This is a genomic window from Pseudomonas aegrilactucae, assembly GCF_019168305.1.
GTDB lineage: Bacteria > Pseudomonadota > Gammaproteobacteria > Pseudomonadales > Pseudomonadaceae > Aquipseudomonas > Aquipseudomonas aegrilactucae.
Genome location: NZ_JAHTBI010000018.1, coordinates 24,609 through 42,613, shown reverse-complemented (window position 1 = coordinate 42,613; position 18,005 = coordinate 24,609). Strand labels below are relative to the sequence as shown.

The following is an 18,005-nucleotide window of genomic DNA, read 5'->3' as shown; positions in this document are numbered from 1 at the left end:
TCAGGCCTCTGCGTCGAGGACGGTGATGCTCAGCAGGTAGCCCTCGTTGCGAATCGTGAGGATGTGCAGCGTGCCGCCCAGCGGCGCCTTGAGATGCTGGCGAAGCCGGCTGATGCACATGTCCACCGAGCGGTCGTCCGGCAGGTAGTCGCGCCCGAACGCGCTGCGCGTGAGCTGGTCGCGGGACAGCACCTGGTCGGGCGCGGCAAGCAGGTCGCGCAGCACCCGGTAATCGGAGCGCGGCAGGTTCAGCGGCGTACCACCGGGCGGCGTCAGCAAGCGCTTGACCGGATCAAGGCGATAACCGACGAAGGCCTGTATCACCGGCGCACGCTTCTCGGGCAGCACCTGCAGGCGGCTGGGCCGGCGCATTACCGCCTTGATGCGGGCAATCAGTTCACGCGGTTCGAATGGCTTGGCCAGGTAATCGTCAGCCCCCACCTCCAGGCCGATGATCCGATCGAACGCCGAGCCCTTGGCCGACAGCATGATCACCGCCAGGCCGACCTGCGCCTGCAGTTGACGGCACAGGCTGAGGCCGTCCTCACCGGGCAGCATCAGGTCGAGTACCACCAGTTGCACGCTGTGCTGGCGTAACAGGGCCCACATCTGCGGCCCGTCAGCGGCCGCCAGCACGCGATAGCCCGCCTCGCTCAGGTAGTCGCAGAGCAGTTCGCGAATCTCATCGTCGTCATCCACCACCAGCAAGGTCCCGGCGTTGGTCAGCGCCCCTGGATCGCCGGCGTCTTTGCGCTCATTACATTCCATTACGTACCCACTACAACCCACGACACCGCACCGCGGCGGGATGACTAAAATCGCAGCGAAAATCATCTGCAAATACGAAGCAATACCAATCATAACGCAGGGCATCATGAGCAACCATCAACCCCTCTCTCTGACACCCCCTTTCCCCTTCAAGCGTGCCACCTGGCTCATCGCGATGAGCCTCAACGGCATGCTTGCCGCCGGCGCCAGCGGGCTGGCCATGGCCAACGAGCAGGTCATCGAACTGGGCGCCACCAGCGTGCAGGACAACGCGCCAGATCCCGACGCGGCCGAGCAGTTGGGCTACACCGTCACCAGCACCACCAGCTCGACCGGCATGCGCCTAACCCCGCGCCAGACCCCGCAATCGGTCAGCACCATCACCCGCGAGCAGATGAGTGACCGGCAGATCGCCACCCTCGAGCAAGCGCTGGAAACCACGCCGGGCGTGAGCATGAGCAAGTCCGAGGTGGGCGGGCGTACCGACTATCGCGCGCGCGGCTATTCGATCAGCAACTGGAAGGTCGACGGGCTGCAGTTTCAGGGTGACTCGGGCTTCAGTGGCGGTGGCAGCGCACTGAACATGGACCTGTACGAGCGCATCGACATCGTGCGCGGTGCCAATGGCCTGCTGGGCGGCACGGGCGACCCTTCGGCCACCATCAACCTGATACGCAAGCGCCCCGGCAAGGCATTCGGTGGCAGCGCCTACGCCACGTACGGCAGTTGGGACAAGCGCCGTCTGGGCGCCGACCTCAACCTGCCGCTGTTCGAAGACGGCCGCCTGCGCTCGCGCCTGGTGATGACGCAGCAGGACGCCAACTCGTTCCGCGACGAGCAATCGGAGCGCTCGCGCGCCGCGCTGGCCAACTTCGAGTTCGACCTGAGCGATGCCACCACGCTGGGCGCCGGTTACCAGTACGAGTATTACAAGGTGGTCGGCGGCGGCTGGGGTGCCAACATCCCGATCTGGTACGCCGATGGCAGCAAGACCGACCTGCCGCGCAGCACCAACGTGGCCCCCAGCTGGAGCTTTGGCGAGTACACCACGCGCACCGGCTTCGCCTCGCTGGAGCACCGCTTCGAGAATGACTGGCGCCTGAACGTCAAGGCCGCCCAGAGCGTCACCGAGGTGCTTAACCACCGTGGCCTGGCCAAGGTCAACTCCGCCGGTGGCGGCAACTTCGGTGGCTACTGGGACCAGGACGGCAGCGGCGCGGTGCTCAACGGCCTGCACAGCGCCACCGACACCACCCAGCAATCGGCGCAGTTCGACCTCAGTGGCCCGTTCCAGCTGTTCGGTCGCACCCACCAGGCGATGTTCGGTTACAGCGACAGCCGCACCGTGGCCTGGTCGCCGCAATACCGCTGCCGCATGACCAGCGCCGACCGCACCAGCGCCAGCGCGCTGGGCTGCCAGTTCCGCGTCAGCAACGGCTTCGAGCTGGGCAACTGGCACAACGGGGTGGATGACGACTTCAACATGGTCGCGTCCAGGACCGGCCTGCACAGCAAGACCACCACGCGCCTGCAGGGCCTGTATGGCGCCACGCGCCTGAGCATCACCGAGCCGTTTTCGGTCATTCTCGGCGCGCGCGTCAGCGACTACGCCAGCATCAGCCGCAGCAACGCGGGCGGGCGCACCCGCCAGGAAGAGAACGGCATCGTCACCCCTTACCTGGGCGCGGTGTATGACCTCAATGACACCTACTCGCTGTACGCCAGCTACACCGATATCTTCTCGCCGCAATCGGAAACCACCCGGCGTGGCGGCAAGGTCGAGCCGATTCGCGGGCAAAGCCATGAAACCGGTATCAAGGGCGAATGGTTCGACGGCCGGCTGAACGCACAGGCCGCCTACTTCCGTACCCGCCAGGAGAACAAGGCGGTGACCGATGGCGACGCGCTGACCCCCACCGGTGACCAGGCCTACACCGCCGGTACCGGCCAGGACAGCGACGGTATCGACCTGGAGGTTGCCGGTGCGCTGACACCGAACTGGAACATCTACGGCGGCTACACCTACCTGCACTTTCGACGCCTGGACAGTGATGGTCGCAGCGACCCGTCGCACCTGTTCAAGGCCTCGACCACCTACCGGCTGCCCGGTGCGCTGGAACGCCTGACGCTGGGCACCGGGGTGACGGCACAGACCAACATCCGTGCCACGTCGACCCCGGCCGGCGTGCCCACCAACGGTGTCAGCCGCAGCGCGACTGACGTCAACTGGTCCGGTTATGCCATCTGGAATGCCATGGCCAGGTACGACATCGACGAGCACACCAGTGTCAGCCTCAATGCCAACAACCTGTTCGACAAGCACTACTACACCCGCTACGGGTTCTACGCCGGCGCCATCTACGGCGACCCGCGCAACCTGTCAGTCACGTTGAACACCTCGTTCTGAGCACACGCGCCGAGAGGCGAGGTGCAGCCTTGGCCTCCCGGCGGTTTCGCAGATATCACGGACAAGCGGTCCTAAATGCCACCATCTCTGAAATAATTGGTAAACTCTGCCGCCTACCCAATTCTGCCACTCATAAACTGCGCCCTGAAGGCGTGCAGTGGCGTGATTATTTGTCCGCGAGCGTCAAGTTCTGCGCGACAGGCCCGATAGTAAATCCGGGTAGGTCAACCGTTTACAAAAGGATGTGTGATGGCAATGGTTTTTTGTCGTGGTTGCGCCAAGGAAATTCATGAAACGGCGCCCTCCTGCCCGCAATGCGGCGCTGTACAACACCTGCCATCACACGCTCAGCAGGCCGCCCAGGCCTCGCCGTGGATGGGCATCGTCTCGTTGATTCTCGGCATCCTGTGCGGCTTGACGCTGTTCGACGACAGCGAATGGGACAGCGAAACCCTGCTGGGCCTGTCGATCTTCGCGGTGATGGGGCTCATCTTCGGAATCATCAGCATCGTGCAGAAAAAACCGGGCAACAACATGGCGATCGCCGGTGTTGTGCTGTCGAGCGTTTCGCTGCTCGTGTTTATCGGTCTATCAGTTAATTAACGTGAGGGAAAACAAATGAGTATGGTTTTTTGCCGTGGCTGCGCCAAGGAAATCCACAGCACGGCCCTGGCTTGCCCAGGCTGCGGCGCCCCGCAGGCCAGCACCCCGGCCTATGCGGCTTCGGAAGGTGCGGCACCTGGCACTGGGTACGTTGACGTACTCAAGAAATACGCCACCTTCACCGGTCGCGCGAGCCGCAAGGAATTCTGGATGTTCCTGCTGTTCAACGTGCTGATCGGCGCGGTCATCGGCTTCATCGAAGGCCTGGTGGGTATTCCGGGCTTCTTCTCGCTGCTGTTCAACCTGGCGATCCTGATCCCGAGCATCGCGGTAGGCGCACGTCGCATGCACGATACCGACCGCAGCGGCTGGTGGCAGATCGTGCCGATCGTCGGCTTCATCTTCATGCTGCTGGACAGCCACCCGGGCACCAACCGTTTCGGTCCAAACCCCAAAGGCATCAACTGATCCAACGCAAGGGCTGCTGATGCAGCCCTTCGCTTTCCCAGCACCCGGGTCAGCAGCCCGCGCTAGGGGTTACCCGGCAGGCTGTCGTCATCGCCGACCAGTTCGTCGGTTTCTTCGTAATCGTCCGGTTTGTTGTAGTCGTACTCGATCTTGAACGTGCCATCCGGCGCCAGGCGAAACTCCAGCGCCCAGATCCGCTGCCCCTGGTTGCGCAGTAGGTCGTCACGCAGGAATGTCGCCGCCTCCAGCCCCTTCCAGATGCTGGCGGTATTGCCTTCAAAGCCACCCTTGTCGTCCTTCTGGCCCTGCCAGCTCAACCACTGGTAACCGGACGCCATCTTGCCGTACACGCTCATGCGGCAGCCCGCCGCATCCCAGGGGCGGTTGCCGATGAAGGCCAGCACGTACTGGCCAAGATTCTGGTAAGCCTCTTCAACAGTCTTCATTCCAACCCCTTGTCATTGCGTAAACCGGTAGGGCACCACCCTGCCGTCGATGGTCGCCAGCACCGTGAATTCGTTCGGCCGCACACCGCCCGTTGGCGGATAGCCGATATCAATCTTCACACTGACCGTCTGGCCGGCCTGCAGCGCGCTGCGCATTTCGTTTTCCATGCGCTTCCAGTCACCACGGTTCAGTTTGGCGGCCTGCGGCACCATGTTGATCTTGTCACCCGCGCCCCCCAGGCTCGAGGCGATCAGGTGCCCGCCATCATCGCCTGCATTGCCGCAATGGCCAACCTTGCATTGCTGATAGGGGTTGCGATCCATGGTCGTCAGGCTCAGTTGGCCCTCGACCGAATTGACCCGCCCCGACGCATCGGTGACGTAGGTATGCCCGTTGTTGAGTTCATACGCGGTCCTGGGCTTGAGGTCGCCGTTGACGGTCTTGTCCCAGTTGCCTTTGCTGCCGGCCTGCACACGCTCCACCGGCAGGCCGTCGGCGCGGGTGGTCAGCTTGCCGGGGTCCAGCGGCGACGGCGCGGTGATGACCACATCGTCACTGTGATGGCCGACTTTTTCCGCCACCCAGCCGCCCGCCTTCTTCACCGCCTTCATGCCGTACTTGCCCATGTTGCCGGCAACCACTTGCATGATGTAGTCCTCGCCCTTGGCGATCGCCAGCTCTTCGAGGGTGGTGGTGCCGGCTTCCAGCGCCTTGATGTCCTGCCAGGCTTCATAGGCGGTCATGCCTTTGTCGATCAGCCAGGCACCGCCCATGATCACCGGGATCCAGAAGGCATTGTTCTCGGCCTCGATCTGCGCCGCCGTGTTGGCAATCGCAGCGTCGCCGCCGGCGGCGACGGTGATGCCGGTGATCAGCGAGCTCACCAGGTTCTTGCGAGCCTCTTTTTCCTCGGGCGTGAGCGAGGCGCCTTCCTGACCGGAAATCTGCTCGACCAGGTTGTTGATCACCACGCTCGATGCCGCGCCCAGTGCACCACTGCCACAGCTGGCGTTCTGCGCAGCAGCCCCGGCACAACCGGCCAGGGTATGCAGGGCGGTACGCGCGACATCCGAATCGAGCTTGTCGGCAATCAGCTTGATTTCCTGGGCCGCCAGGCCCTGCATGTAGTTCACCGCCGTGGCCTGCAGCATGCTCGCGCCGCTGCCGGAAATATTGCCACCGGCCGCGGCGGTCAAGGCCATCAGCACCGCGCGGCTGGTACCGCCGAATTCCCAGGTCTGGTTGTCCTTGAGGGTCTGCGCCAACGCCGCCATGCGGGCCGGGTCCTGCTGGTCGGCCGGCTTCTGCCGCTCTTCGTCGAGCAGGCGCTTGGCACTGGTGGACTCCTTGGCCTTGTTGTCCAGGTAGGTGCCGACTTCGCGGGTGAACGCCCCGGCAATCTCGAAACCTGCACGCAGCTGCTGCTCGTCGAAGATCGGCTTGAGGGCGTTGCTGCTGTCGCGATCACTGGACACGTCACGGTTGAGGCTGGCCACCGTCATGTCGGCGGTGTTGCCGGTGAGGGCCTGCTGGCCGGCGTCATCGGTCACGCGAATGAGCCCGCCACTGATACCGCTGCGGGTGACGCTGCTGGCACTGTCGCGGGCCCCCAGGGCCACCGGCAGGGTGGCGCTGAAACCGCCTTCATTGGGCAAGGTGCTGCCCGGTGTCTGGGTCGGGCCGGCCTGCACGGTGCCGTTAGGATCCTTGCCCACGGCACTGCCATAACCGCCGCCCAGGCTTACGCTGCTGGCGTCGTACTCGGCTTCGTTCTTGATGTCGCGGGTGGTCAGGGTGGCGGTCACCAGCTGGTTGCGCCCTTCCTGCACGGCCTTGTCGCTGCTGGTGATGACCGCGCCGACCAGGTCGGTGTTGCCGCCAACGCGGATGTCAAAACCACCGTCGCCGGCCTTGATGCCCGACTGTTCGGTGACGCTGGCGTACGTGGAGTCGATGTCGGTGGCGCCGGCCCCCAGGCTGCCGCCCGCCGTGCTGACGCCCCAGCAGAACGGCGGGATGCACAGGCTCAGGCCGGCACTCATGCTTTTCTCGTCGACGGTGTAGGTGCTGGTGTCCTGCAGGCTCTCGATGTTCAGGTCACCGCCGATATCGGCCACCACCTGCTTGCCGCTGGCCACGGCGCCCTTGAGCGTGGTGTCGCCACCGGAGCGCACCAGCAGCAGGTTGCCGGCGTCGACACGGGTGTTGGTGTGGGTGATGTCCTCACCGTCTGCTTCGCCGCGGTTGCCCGCCACCCCCAGGTTCAGGGTGAAGCCGTTCTGTGTGCCGCCAAACGCAAAGCCGATGCCCACGCTGGCACTGCTGCCACGGCTGTCGCTCTGCTGGGTGGCCTTGTTGGTCGCGGCCAGCAGGTGGATATCGCCTTCGGCATCGAGCAGAGCATTGTTGCCGGCCTTGATCTGGCTGCCGCGCACGGTGATGTCGCTGTCGGCACCGGCGCCGCTGGCCACCAGGCTGACATTGCCGCCGGCGGCCACGGTGGAGCTGGCCGAGGTATCGGCGCTCTGCCTGGACTCGCTCTGGCTCTTCTGCGCACCGATCGACAGGCTGATGTTGACCCCGCCCATCGCACCCGGGCTTTGCGCCACGGCGGTGGCCGCGTTGTTGGCGGCCAGGGCAGTGGTGGCACCCGCCAGCACCTTCATGCGCCCGTCCTCGGTCTTGTCCGAGGCGGATTTCATCTGCTGCGCGGTTTGGATGGCAGTGAGCACCGGGTTGGTGATGGTGATCGACAGCCCGGTCTGCTTGAACAGCGTCTCGTGCTGGCGCTGCACCAGGTTGCGCGCCTCCAGAATGTCGATGCGCTCGGCCGAGATATCCACATCCCCCTTGGGCGCCATCACATGGCTGCCCACCTGGCGGTAGTCCTTGCCGGCGGCGATCAGCACATCGCCCTGGGTGGAGCCGACGGTGCTGGCCACTGCGGTGGTGCTGGTGGTGAGGTCCTCGACGCTCTGCTGCTGGGTACCGAGGGTCACGGCGATGCCGCCACCGCTGAACAGGCCGCTCTTCTTGACCGACTTGTCGTGGCGCTCGCGCTGGGTATCGGTGGCGGCTTCGATGTTGATGTCGTTGTCGGCCAGCACGACGGTCCTGTCGGTCGACACCACGTTGCTGGCGCGCAGCGTCACGTCGCGACCGGCCTGCAGATAGGCTTGTTCCGCGCTGACCGTGGAGCCCTGGGCGAGGGTTTCGCTGAGCGTGTCACGGGTGGTGGTGGTCTTGCTGGAGAACATCCCGTTGCCACCCTTGGACTTGTGCGCTTCGTCGGCGAAGCGCTCGTCCTGCCCGGCGGTCAGGTTGATGTCGCGCCGCGCCTCGAGCAGCACCGCGCCCTGGGTACTGGACACCGTGGCGGCGCGCAGGTTGATGTCCTGGCCGGCCTTGAAGCTGACGTCGCCGGTCGCTTGCACGTTGCTGCCGACCTCGGTACGGCTGGCATCCTTGCGCCAGTTGCTGCTGTCCCAGGTGATCGACTGCTGGTGCGATTCGGTCACGGTGGTCATGTTCAGGTTGTTGCCGGCCACCAGCTGGGTGCTGCCGCCGACGCCGGCGTTGACCACCTGCGCACCGGCCAGGTTGATGTCGTTGCCGGCCGAGGCGCTGAGCGTGCCGCCAGCCCCGCTGACGAACAGCCCGGCCATGCGCGACAGGTTGGTACGCGTGCCTTGCTCGCTGCTGCTGTCATGCGTGCTGGAGATGACGTTGAGGTTGTTGCCTGCCGTCACGGCCAGGCTGTCCACGGCGCCGATCAGGCCGCCGAGGTTGTCGAGGTTGTCCCGCGCCTGCACCGAGACCTTGTCGGCCTGGATACGCCCGCCGAGGTTGTCCACGTTCTGCGCGGTCAGGGCCAGTATGCTGCCCCCGCCGAGGCTACCGCTGTTGGTCAGGTTGTTGGCCACGTCGAGCTTGAGCTGCTGCCCGGCCATCAGCGCACCGGCGCCATTGAGGTCACCCTGCTGCACCCGCACGTACACCTGCGGCACCAGCACCTTGCGGGTTTCGCCGCCTGCCAGGGTCACCTGCTTTTCCACCAGCCATACGATGTCGCTGGTCAGCTGGGCCATCTGCCCGGCCGTCAGCGCCACGCCCGGCACCAGTTGCCAGGTGCTGGCCACGGTCACCGCATTGTCGAGCAGCGCACGGTATTGTTCTTCGTCGCTGGCATAGCCGTCGATGAAGCGACGCCCGGTCAGTTGGGCGATCTGTTCGCGGATCAGCTTCTGTTCGTAGAAGCCATCGCCCAGGCGCTGCAGGGTCTGCCCCGGGTCCAGGTGCAACTGTTGCAGCATGTAGTCCGACGACAGCCAGTTGCGATAGCCGGCAAAGCGCGGGTCGGTCTCGACCAGGTAGTTGCGAATGGCCAGCGGGTTGGTGTTGAACAGGCTGTTGCTCGGCAGCGTGAGTGCCGGGCCGCCGCTGCGAATCTGTTCGCTGACCCCCTGGGTGTTGAGGGTGGTCTGCGCCGCCACCTCGATGATCGGGGCCACCTGGTAGGCGTTGCCGGCCGCGGCATCCACCGCGCCCGCGCCGAGTGCCTGCTGGTCACTCACCTGGCTGGCATGGCCATCGACCTGGGTGCCGCTGCCGGTGATCGCGGCCAGTTCCTGCCAGACGGTCGGGTACAGGGTGATTTCCTGCACCAACGGTGCCGGCACATACCTCGCCACGCGGGCGCCCTGGCTGTCACGGCCCTTGCGCTGGATACGGTAGAAGTTGGTCACCGTACCACTGTCGGCGGTGACCTGCTGGCCCTTGAACTCGGTGTTGACCAGTTTGCCGATGGCCCCCTGCAACAGGCCGCCGGCGATGACATGGCTGTTGTCGTTGAGCACCTCGTCGGCGTTGATGACGAGGTTGCCGCCGGCCAGGATCTGCCCCGGCGCCGAGGTGGCGATCTGGGTTTCACGCACCACGCGGGTCACGTCGTAGCGGTTCCAGTTGTCCCGCTGGCCTTCGGGGGTGATCAGGTATTGCACTTCGTTGTGGCGGAACCCGACCTGGTTGGCCTGGTAGCGATTGGGCGAGCCGGCGAGCTGAAATTCCTGGAAGCTCTGGCGGCTGATTTCCACTTCGCGGGTGCTGAAGTGGTTGTTGAGGTTGTGCAGGGTCTGCACGTCCAGCGTCATGTGGCCCAACGACTCGATGGTGGCGCTGGCGTTGGTCAGCAGGGTGGCGCGACCGCTGGCGTGATCGGCGCCATCCAGTGCACCGCCGATGGCCATGTCGCCGGCACTGAAGATCAGGGCCGCTTCGCGGTTGTCGATCTGCGTGGCGCCGATGTCCAGGCGACCCCGGGCGGCGATGACACCGGACCGGTCACCCTCGTTGGCGTTGACCAGGGTGCCGGCCGCAATGCCCAGTTGGTCGCCGTAGATGCGCCCACTGCCCAGGTTGTACAGGGTGCCGGCTTGCAGGCGCACCTTCTGGCCGTCGATCAGGCCGCGGTTGGTCAGGCTTTCATGGGCGTTGATGCGCACCTGGTCGGCACTGATTTCACCGTCGGCGCGGTTGTCCACGGTGTTGGCGTCGAGCAGCATCGACGTGCCGGCCAGCAGCTTGCCGTTGTTGTTCAGGGCGCCATCGGTCTGCACGTCGAGGGTGCCGTTGGCCTGCAGCAGGCCGTTCAGTTCGAGGCCGGCGAGCAGGCGCAGGGTCAGGTCGCCCAGGCTCACGGCCTGGCCGTTGCCGTTGTAATAGGCGGCGTTCATGCTCAGCGACTGGCCGGCCAGCAGGCGCCCGTCGAGGTTGCTGATGCTCTGGCGGCGCGCATTCGGGTCACGGTCGGCGATGCTCAGGTGCTGGCTGGAACTGATCAGCCCGCCGGTGTTGTCCAGCACCTGGCTGACGCCGATGTGCAGCGTGGTGTCGGCGCGAATGGCACCGGCCTGGTTGCCCAGTACGTCGGCATTGAGCCGCAGCGCGTGGCCTTGCAGGCCCTGGTTGTCACCTTGGGTGGCGCTGTTGTCGAGCGTACCGGCCTCGACGTGCAGCAGCCCGGCCGAGCGTATCAGGCCGCCCTGGTTGTCCAGCCGCTCGGCCGACACCACATCGATGGTGCCCAGCGACTGGAGCTGACCTGCCTGGTTGTTCAGGTGGTTGCCCTGCACCAGCACGCTGCTGGAACCGACGATGCGCCCACCGGTATTGGCCACTTCGGGCGCCAGCAGTTGCAGGGCGCCCTTGGCCGAGATGAAGCCGCCGGCGTTGTTCAGCGACGCGCTGTGAATCTCCAGTGCGCCCTGGCTGATGATGCCCCTGCCACTGCCATCGTCGAGATTGACCAGCGCCTGGTCGCCGGTATGGAGGGTGAGCTTGCCCTGTGACTGGATCAGCCCGCCCACGTTTTCCAGCCGCCCGCTGCGCAGGTCCAGGGTGGTGCGTGCATCCAGGGTGCCCTGGGCGTTCTGCAGCAGCTGGCCGTTGCTGTTCAGGCTCAGTGCCAGGCCGCTGATGACGCCGCCACTGTTGTCGATGCCTTGCCCGGTGACGACGATGTCACCGGCCGCTTCCAGGCGCCCGCCCTGGTTGTTCAACACGCTGTCGCGGGCGCTCAGCAGCAGCCCGCCCTGCACCGAACCGACCGTACCGCCGCTGTTGTCCAGGTGGGCGGCATTGAGTGTCATCTGCCGGATCGCAGCGAAGGTACCCGCGGTGTTCAGCAATGCGTCGGCGCCGGCATACAGCGTACCGCCGGCGCTGACGGTGCCGCCGCGGTTGTCCAGGGTGCCCGCGCGGAGCACGCCGTTGCCGCTGGCCGCGAGCGTGCCCCCCGTGTTGTCGAGCAGGCCCTGGGTGGTGACGGTGAGGTCGCCCGCCTCGGTGGCCAATACCTTGCCGCCATGGTTGGACAGCGTGTCGGCCTCGATGACCACGTGCTTGCCCTGGGCAACGCTGTCGTCGAGCAGCACCTGGCCGGCTTTTACCTGCAAGGTGGCGGTGCTGACCAGGATGCCCTGTGTGCCATCGAGCGTGCCCGCGGCAAGGTCCAGGGTGCCCTGGCCCGCGTGCTCGATGCGGCCGTCGGCGTTGACCAGCGTGGCGGCGCTGATGCCGGCATGGGTTGCGTTGCTGGCGATGCGGCCGCCGCGGTTGTCGAGTGTGCCGTCGACCTTGATCGAGGTGGTGCCCTGGCCGCTCTGGGTCAACGCGCCGCCGACGTTCGACAGCTCGCCGGCGCGCAGTTGCAGGTTGCCGGCCACCACCTTGGCCGCGTCGCTGCGCAGTACCTGCCGGGCGGTGGCGGTGAGCGTCTGGCTGGCATCGACGCTGGCGTTGCCGAGGTTGATGTCGCTGCCGGTGAGGGTGATGTTGCCGGCCACGTTGCGGCTGCCGCTCAGGTCCACCTGGCCGGCGCTGACGTGCAGGGTGCCGCCGGCCAGGTGTTCGCCGCTGGCCTGCACGTTCGCTGCACTGAGGGTCAGGTTGCCGGTGTTGCCAAGCTTGCCTTTGTCGTCCAGCCCGGCTGCCAGCGCCGAACCCTGGCTGCTGGTAATGCTTGCCTTGGCACCAGTGGCCTTGAGGTGGACATTGGCCTGGCTGGCCAGGGTGCCGCTGTTGTGCAGGTTGCCGGCGCTACTCAGGCGCAGGTCGCCCTTGGCATAGACGGTGCCACTGTTGTCGACCCCGCCGGTGGCGGTGACACGGGTGGCCCCGGCACTGCTGATGCTGCCGCTGTTGAGCAACTGGCCATCGGCGCTGATCACCACCTCGCCGGCCCCGGCGCCGATCTTGCCGGCGTTGCGTACGCCCACACCGCCCTCGGTGCCCACCAGCATGATCTTGCCGGCATACATGCCGCCAAGCTTGGCCACGTCGATGGCAATCGCGGGCGCCTCCTCGTCACTGCCCGCCAGCTTGCTCGCACGCGTGTTGTCGGCATTGACCTGGTTGCGCCCGGCCGTGACCTTGAGATCCTTGGCCCAGATGCCGGCGTTGACCTGCACGCTCTGCGCGATCAGGTCGGTGTAGTCGGCATCGGCGCTGTCCAGGCCTTTGCCTTCGATGCGCAGGGTGCCGCCCTTGACCTGATAGCCGGTGATGCGGCCGTTTTCCAGCTGCGCCTGGCCCGTGGTGAGCGTGGCGCGGTTGGCGTTGATGAACCCGCAACCGTTGCAGGTGACGCCGGCCGGGTTGGCGATCACCACCTGGGCGCGTTGCCCGGCGACTTCGACATAGCCACGCAACTGGCTGGGGTTGCTCGCGTTGACCTCGTTGAGGATTACCCGTGCGCTGCCCTTGCTCAGGTTGCCGTTGCCCTGGATCCAGCCGCCTAGCTGGGTCTGGCTGGCCTTGGCCGCGTTGTTGAGGATGACCCCGCGCTTGTCGACGTCGAACTGGCTGTAGGTATTGCGCGACACCCCGGCGGCGCTGGGCGCGCGGATGTTCACCTGCGGCGTGCCGTTGGCGCTCTGCCCCACGTTGGGGCGCTGCCCGGCGGGGGCACGGCCATCGGCAACGACCCCGGCGGCCCAGGCCGGTGCGACGTCCAGGGTCACCAGGCCGAGGGCGAGCATCAGCGCGAAGCGCAGGCGCCCCAGCTCGGCCGAGGTGCCCGTGGGCCCGGCCACCGGGCCGCTGGTCACGCCCGGTGCCTTGCCCTGGCTGGCGACGTTCTCGGCGACCACCATCAGCAGCCCGCGAGCCTTGTTGAAAACGATACGGTAGAGGTGCTTGTTCATTGCAATTCCATTTGCGGTGCCAGACCGCCGGCAGTCGGATTACGCTGTGAGTTCCAGCGGGTGGGCGGCAAACCAGGCGTTGGCCTGCTCGGGGATCACACCGATCCCCATGTGCGTCTTGACCCGCAGCCCGCGTTCTTCACCGTGGTGGTCGAGCGAACGCATGCAACGGTTGGGAAACAGCTGGCGCTGTAGCAGGCGCGCCAGGTCGGTGGTGTGGCCGAACGGGCTGATGAAGTCGTTGAACCACAGGCGCTCGCCGCTGTTCCAGTCGGCATCGGCCAGCTCAAGCGGCGATTGCGTGATGTAACGCTGTTCGGCGGCGGCACTGAGGTTGAGCCAGGACAGGTAGAACACCGGCTTGCCGGCCTCGCTGCCCAGCACGAACTGGCGATGCTTGAGGGCCGGCAGCAACAGGGTTGCCAGGCTGTGCAAGGGCGCCTCGCGGTGCGCGCTGGAATGCATCCACAGCCATGTTGCCGAGCCCAGCACGGTGGCCTCGTTCCAGGGTTCGTCAAACAGCCCGGGGGCGACGATGTCGAAGCGATCAAAACGCATGGCGGGGCCTCAGAACGACAGGGAAACAGTGAAGGCGCTGGTGATGTTGGCCGTTTCGAAACCGTCGGGTTTCTTCAGCGGCGTGCCCCATGACCAGTCGTACGACAGTGCCTTGTAGCCACCGCGCAGACCGACCACCGCACCGGCCAGGCGCTTGCCCGCCAGGTAGTCGCTGGAGTGGCCGCTGACTTCGCCGTAGTCGACGCCGGTGTACAGCTCCTGGCCGGTATCGCCCAGGGCCAGGCCGATTTCATTGCGCAGGGTCCAGCCGCGTTCGGCCGAAAGAATGTTTTCGCCGTCGAAGCCGCGCACGGTGTAGCGCCCGCCGATGGAGAAGCGGTCCTGCGGCACCAGCGCCGAGCGGTTCCACTGCGCGCGCCAGCCACCGATGTAGCGCAGGCGCTGGTTGTAGGCGACGAAAGGCACCTGCAACTGGGCATCGGCACTGATGATCCTGGAGCGCGAGGTGCCTTCGCCGGTCAGCTCTTCCGGGGCCTGCAACGCACGATGTGCACCGGTGCCACGACGGTAGCCGGCGCTCAGGTCGAGGGTCGAGGCACCGATGAATTCGCGGTGGCTGAGGCCGGCTTCCCACCCGGCCATGCGCCGACGCTGCAATTCGATTTCGGTGTCGTCGATGAAGTTTTCCGACGTACGGGTCCACAGGCTGCCCCAGGCGGTGGTCTTGCGCACGGCATCGCGGTACAGCAGGCGCGACAGGCGCAGTTCGTTGTTGCGGGTTTCGCCACGGTATTGGTAGGTCTCGTTTTCGCCGGCCACGCTCTGGTGGTAGTCGTACTCGCTGCTGGTAAAGCCCAGCAGCCAGTAACCGAAGGGCACCGAGTAGTGCAGGGTGTTGCCTTTGGAGCCGCGATTGCCCGACTCGCCGCCGCCCAGGTCGTGGGTGGCACTGACGTAGAACAGGTCGTTGAGCGAGAGCGGGTTGTCCAGCGACAGCGCCAGGTTGCCCTGGTACTTGCCGGTCTCCTTGCTGCCGGAGTTATCCACAGACAGGCTGAGCCGTGCCGGGAAGGCCTGCCGCCAGGCGATCACGATGTCGCTTTCGCCAGGGGCGGCGTCGCTGGCCTGGGCCGGGGCGATCTGGATATCGGCTTCGGCGGTGGGCACACGCTTGAAGTTTTCCAGGGCCTGCTCGATGTCGCGCAGGTTGAGCAGGTCACCCGAATGCGCCGGCAGGGCGTTCCAGGCATTGGCGCGGGTGCTGGTGCCAGCGTCAAAGCGAATGTCGCGGATGCGCCCGGGTATCAGGGTCAGGGTCAGCTCACCGCCGGTGAGGTCCTGGGCCTCGGCCAGTACGCGGGTGGTGACGTAGCCTTTTTCGATGATCGCGTTCTGGATGCGTTTCATCGTCAGGTTGATACCGGCGGCGCCCAGGCAGCGTCCGGCGGCCGGGTCATCCTTGGGGTTTGCGGCGCGCAGGGCCCACTGGAAACGCTCGGCGGCATCGCCCACCAGACGTACCTGGCGGATCGGGAAGCAGGGGGTTTCACGCAGGGGCAGGCGGCCATCGCCTTCGTCGGCCAGGGGCGCTTCGAGGCGCACGTCGGGGCGGGCTTCGAGCTGCTCGCGCTGCACCCGTTCACGCTCACGCTGACGCAGCAGTTCGGCATCGGGGCCTGCTGCCTGCGCGACACTGCCCACGCTTGCAGCACTGGCAAACATGGCCAGCAGTAGAGCGGCAACAGGGGTGGGGCGCGAAGCGCTGACGAAACAGTGGGCGACACTCATCATCAACGCCCGGCAACGGGCGATCGGCAGCATGGCACATCCTTGTGGGGCCAGAATTCAGAAATGCGGACTAGGGGTCGCCAAGCGACGGCGTGTAAACGCGAAGGAGCGAGCAACGAATTGTCCTACAACCCCTACCGAAACCCTCTGATGGTGGTTTCGGAATAAAGTTGCGTGCCAATCGGTTGAAACGTGATGGGGTTCAAGGTTTGGCGGAATGAGAAGGGCCTTGGCTGATCGCAGAGCGCCGGCAGGCCACCCGGCACCAGCCGGTGCTTGGGTGGCGGCCTCAGAAACTGGCGCGTATGCCGGCGTACAAGGTGCGACCCGGACCCGGCTCGTAGTAACGCGCCCCTGTATCGTTGATACGCACGTTGTCGTAGTAACGACGATCGGTGAGGTTATCCACGCCCAGATAGGGTTCCAGCGCCTGCCCCTGCAACGTGAGCACCTTGCCCAGCCGCAGGTTGAACAAGGCGTTGCCGGCCACCCGCGCCTCATTGGCGTTGTCCGCATACTGCGGGCCATAGGCGTTCATGTTGACCCGCGCATAGAACGCAGCCGACTCGTAGCCCACTTCGGTGAACAGGGTCTGCCGGGGAATACCCGGCAGGCGGTTGTCGTCATGGCCTTCAAAGCGGGTGTAGTGGTAGTCGTTGTAGCTGTAGGCCATCGACAGGCGCCAGTTATCCACAGGCCGGTATTCGCCGCTCAGCTCGAAACCGTCACGCCGGGATTTGCCGGCGTTGCTGTAGGTGTTGCCACGGTCGCTGCTCTGCGCCACCAGTTCGTCCTTGAGCAGGATGCTGTACACCACCGCCTCCAGGCGCAGGTCGTCCCACTCGCCTTTGACCCCCAGCTCGCGGGTCAGCGCGCGCGCCGGTTGCAGGCCGGTGTTGAAACCGCCCGCCGTCGGGTTGCTCAGCTCGTTGAGCGTCGGGGTCTCGAACGAGGTGGCCAGGCGCGCATACGCCTGGGTGTGCTCGGTCAGGCGATAGCTCAGGCCGGCACTGTAGTTGAAGTCTTCGAAACGCTGGGCGTCGGAGGCATCGCCATCACTGGAGAAGCGGTCGTCGACCGACTGGCGCGTGGCGTCATAGCGACCGCCCAGGGTCAGTTGCAGGCGCTCGGTGAGGTCGATGCTGTCTTGCACGTACAGCCCGTAGCCACCGGCCTTTTCGCGCTGGCGCAAGGTCAGGTCGCCCGTGTGCCCGCCCACTTCGTTGTTGTGCCGCTCGCGGTCGTCACGCTGCTGCTCGATGTCGATGCCGGTGGTGAGCTGGTGGCCCAGGCCGAACCAGTTGGCCCGGTGTGTGTACTGCCCGCCCACACCGGCAAACAGCCGTTCGTAGGTGGTCTGCCCACCCGCACGCAGCGGCAGGCGGTTGCCGAAGTCACGACGGCCCACCCACGTGCGCAACTGGTAGCTGTCGGTTTCGCTCAGTTCGCTGGTCCAGTTGACGGCCAGGCGCTGCTGATTCATCTGTTCATCGGCGTTGAACAGCAGGCTTTGCGGGCGCGCCTGGCTGCGCTGGTCACGCACCTGGGCGAGGGTCAGCGCGCCGGGGTCTTCGGAACGGTTGTCGAGGGCCTGGAAAGTGACCCCCAATTCGCCCGCGTCAGCCTGCCAGCGCAGCTTGCCGGTGAGGTTGCGCGCCTCGGAGGCCGCGTGTTCGCGGTAGCCGTCCAGGTTGGTCACGTTCAGCGCCAGCAGGCCGCCCAGGTTGCCCGAGGTGCCGCTGGTTTCGGCGCGCACGCGGCGATAGCCGTCGGCGCCGCCACTGATGTCCACGCTCGAACGCGGTTCAAGCGACGGCTCGCGGGTCTTGATCGCCAGCACACCGCCCGCACCGTTGCCGTACAGGGTCGACGCCGAGCCGCGGATCACTTCGATGTTCTCCACCAGGCCCAGGTCGACGCCGTCCATTTCGGTCTGGCCGTCGGGCATGGTCAGGGGTACACCATCCACCAGCACGCGAATGCCGCGCATGCCGAAACTGGAGCGCGCGCCAAAGCCGCGGATCGACAGGCGCATGCCCTGGGCCATGTTGTAGCGGCTCTGCGCCACGGTGCCGGGCACCGCCGTGAGCAGGCTGTCGAGGGTCAGCATCTGCTCGCCGGGCTTGTCGGCGACACTCACCGAGCTGACCGCGGCCGGGGTCTGCAGCCATTCGGAGGTGACCCGCGTGGAGGTCACTTCCAGCGGTGCCAGGTCGACACTGTCAGCACTCGCATAACCGCAGCCGAGCAACAGGAGGGTGAGGACGGAGGGCCGCCGTGACAACATGGGGAATCCTTGTAGA

General features: G+C 65.8%; 9 protein-coding genes. 3 read left to right on the top strand and 6 right to left on the bottom strand.

What is annotated here, in order from left to right:
- Positions 1-768: a response regulator gene (locus tag KUO17_RS06690; protein ID WP_217974453.1), complete on the bottom strand. Its 768-nt coding sequence runs from the start codon at positions 766-768 to the stop codon at positions 1-3.
- A 190-nt stretch (positions 769-958) separates the two neighbouring features.
- Between KUO17_RS06690 and KUO17_RS06685 the strand changes: the two genes are divergently transcribed.
- The 3 genes from KUO17_RS06685 (at position 959) to KUO17_RS06675 (ending at position 4,246) form a co-directional block, all read left to right on the top strand.
- Entirely contained in the window at positions 959-3,175 is a 2,217-nt protein-coding gene (locus KUO17_RS06685; protein WP_425274834.1) for a TonB-dependent siderophore receptor, read from the top strand.
- A gap of 249 nt (positions 3,176-3,424) precedes the next feature.
- Entirely contained in the window at positions 3,425-3,778 is a 354-nt protein-coding gene (locus tag KUO17_RS06680; protein WP_217974449.1) for a DUF4190 domain-containing protein, read from the top strand.
- Between the two features lie 15 nt (positions 3,779-3,793).
- Positions 3,794-4,246 carry a DUF805 domain-containing protein gene (locus KUO17_RS06675; protein ID WP_255263448.1) on the top strand — a complete coding sequence of 151 codons (453 nt, stop codon included), beginning with the start codon at positions 3,794-3,796 and terminating at the stop codon, positions 4,244-4,246.
- A gap of 62 nt (positions 4,247-4,308) precedes the next feature.
- Here KUO17_RS06675 and KUO17_RS06670 read toward each other — a convergent pair whose 3' ends face one another.
- The 5 genes from KUO17_RS06670 to KUO17_RS06650 form a co-directional block, all read right to left on the bottom strand.
- Positions 4,309-4,692, bottom strand: a complete 384-nt coding sequence (locus tag KUO17_RS06670; RefSeq protein ID WP_217974447.1) for a hypothetical protein — start codon at positions 4,690-4,692, stop codon at positions 4,309-4,311.
- A gap of 12 nt (positions 4,693-4,704) precedes the next feature.
- Complete coding sequence (locus tag KUO17_RS06665; protein WP_217974445.1) at positions 4,705-13,395, bottom strand: hemagglutinin repeat-containing protein; 8,691 nt, start codon at positions 13,393-13,395, stop codon at positions 4,705-4,707.
- Between the two features lie 39 nt (positions 13,396-13,434).
- Positions 13,435-13,953, bottom strand: coding sequence for a toxin-activating lysine-acyltransferase (locus tag KUO17_RS06660; protein ID WP_217974443.1), 519 nt, complete (start codon positions 13,951-13,953; stop codon positions 13,435-13,437).
- Positions 13,954-13,962: 9 nt separating this feature from the next.
- Positions 13,963-15,735 (bottom strand): ShlB/FhaC/HecB family hemolysin secretion/activation protein, encoded by a 1,773-nt coding sequence (locus tag KUO17_RS06655; protein ID WP_255263447.1) that lies wholly within the window; start codon positions 15,733-15,735, stop codon positions 13,963-13,965.
- A gap of 256 nt (positions 15,736-15,991) precedes the next feature.
- Positions 15,992-17,989: a TonB-dependent receptor family protein gene (locus tag KUO17_RS06650; RefSeq protein ID WP_217974441.1), complete on the bottom strand. Its 1,998-nt coding sequence runs from the start codon at positions 17,987-17,989 to the stop codon at positions 15,992-15,994.
- Positions 17,990-18,005: the final 16 nt, after the last annotated feature.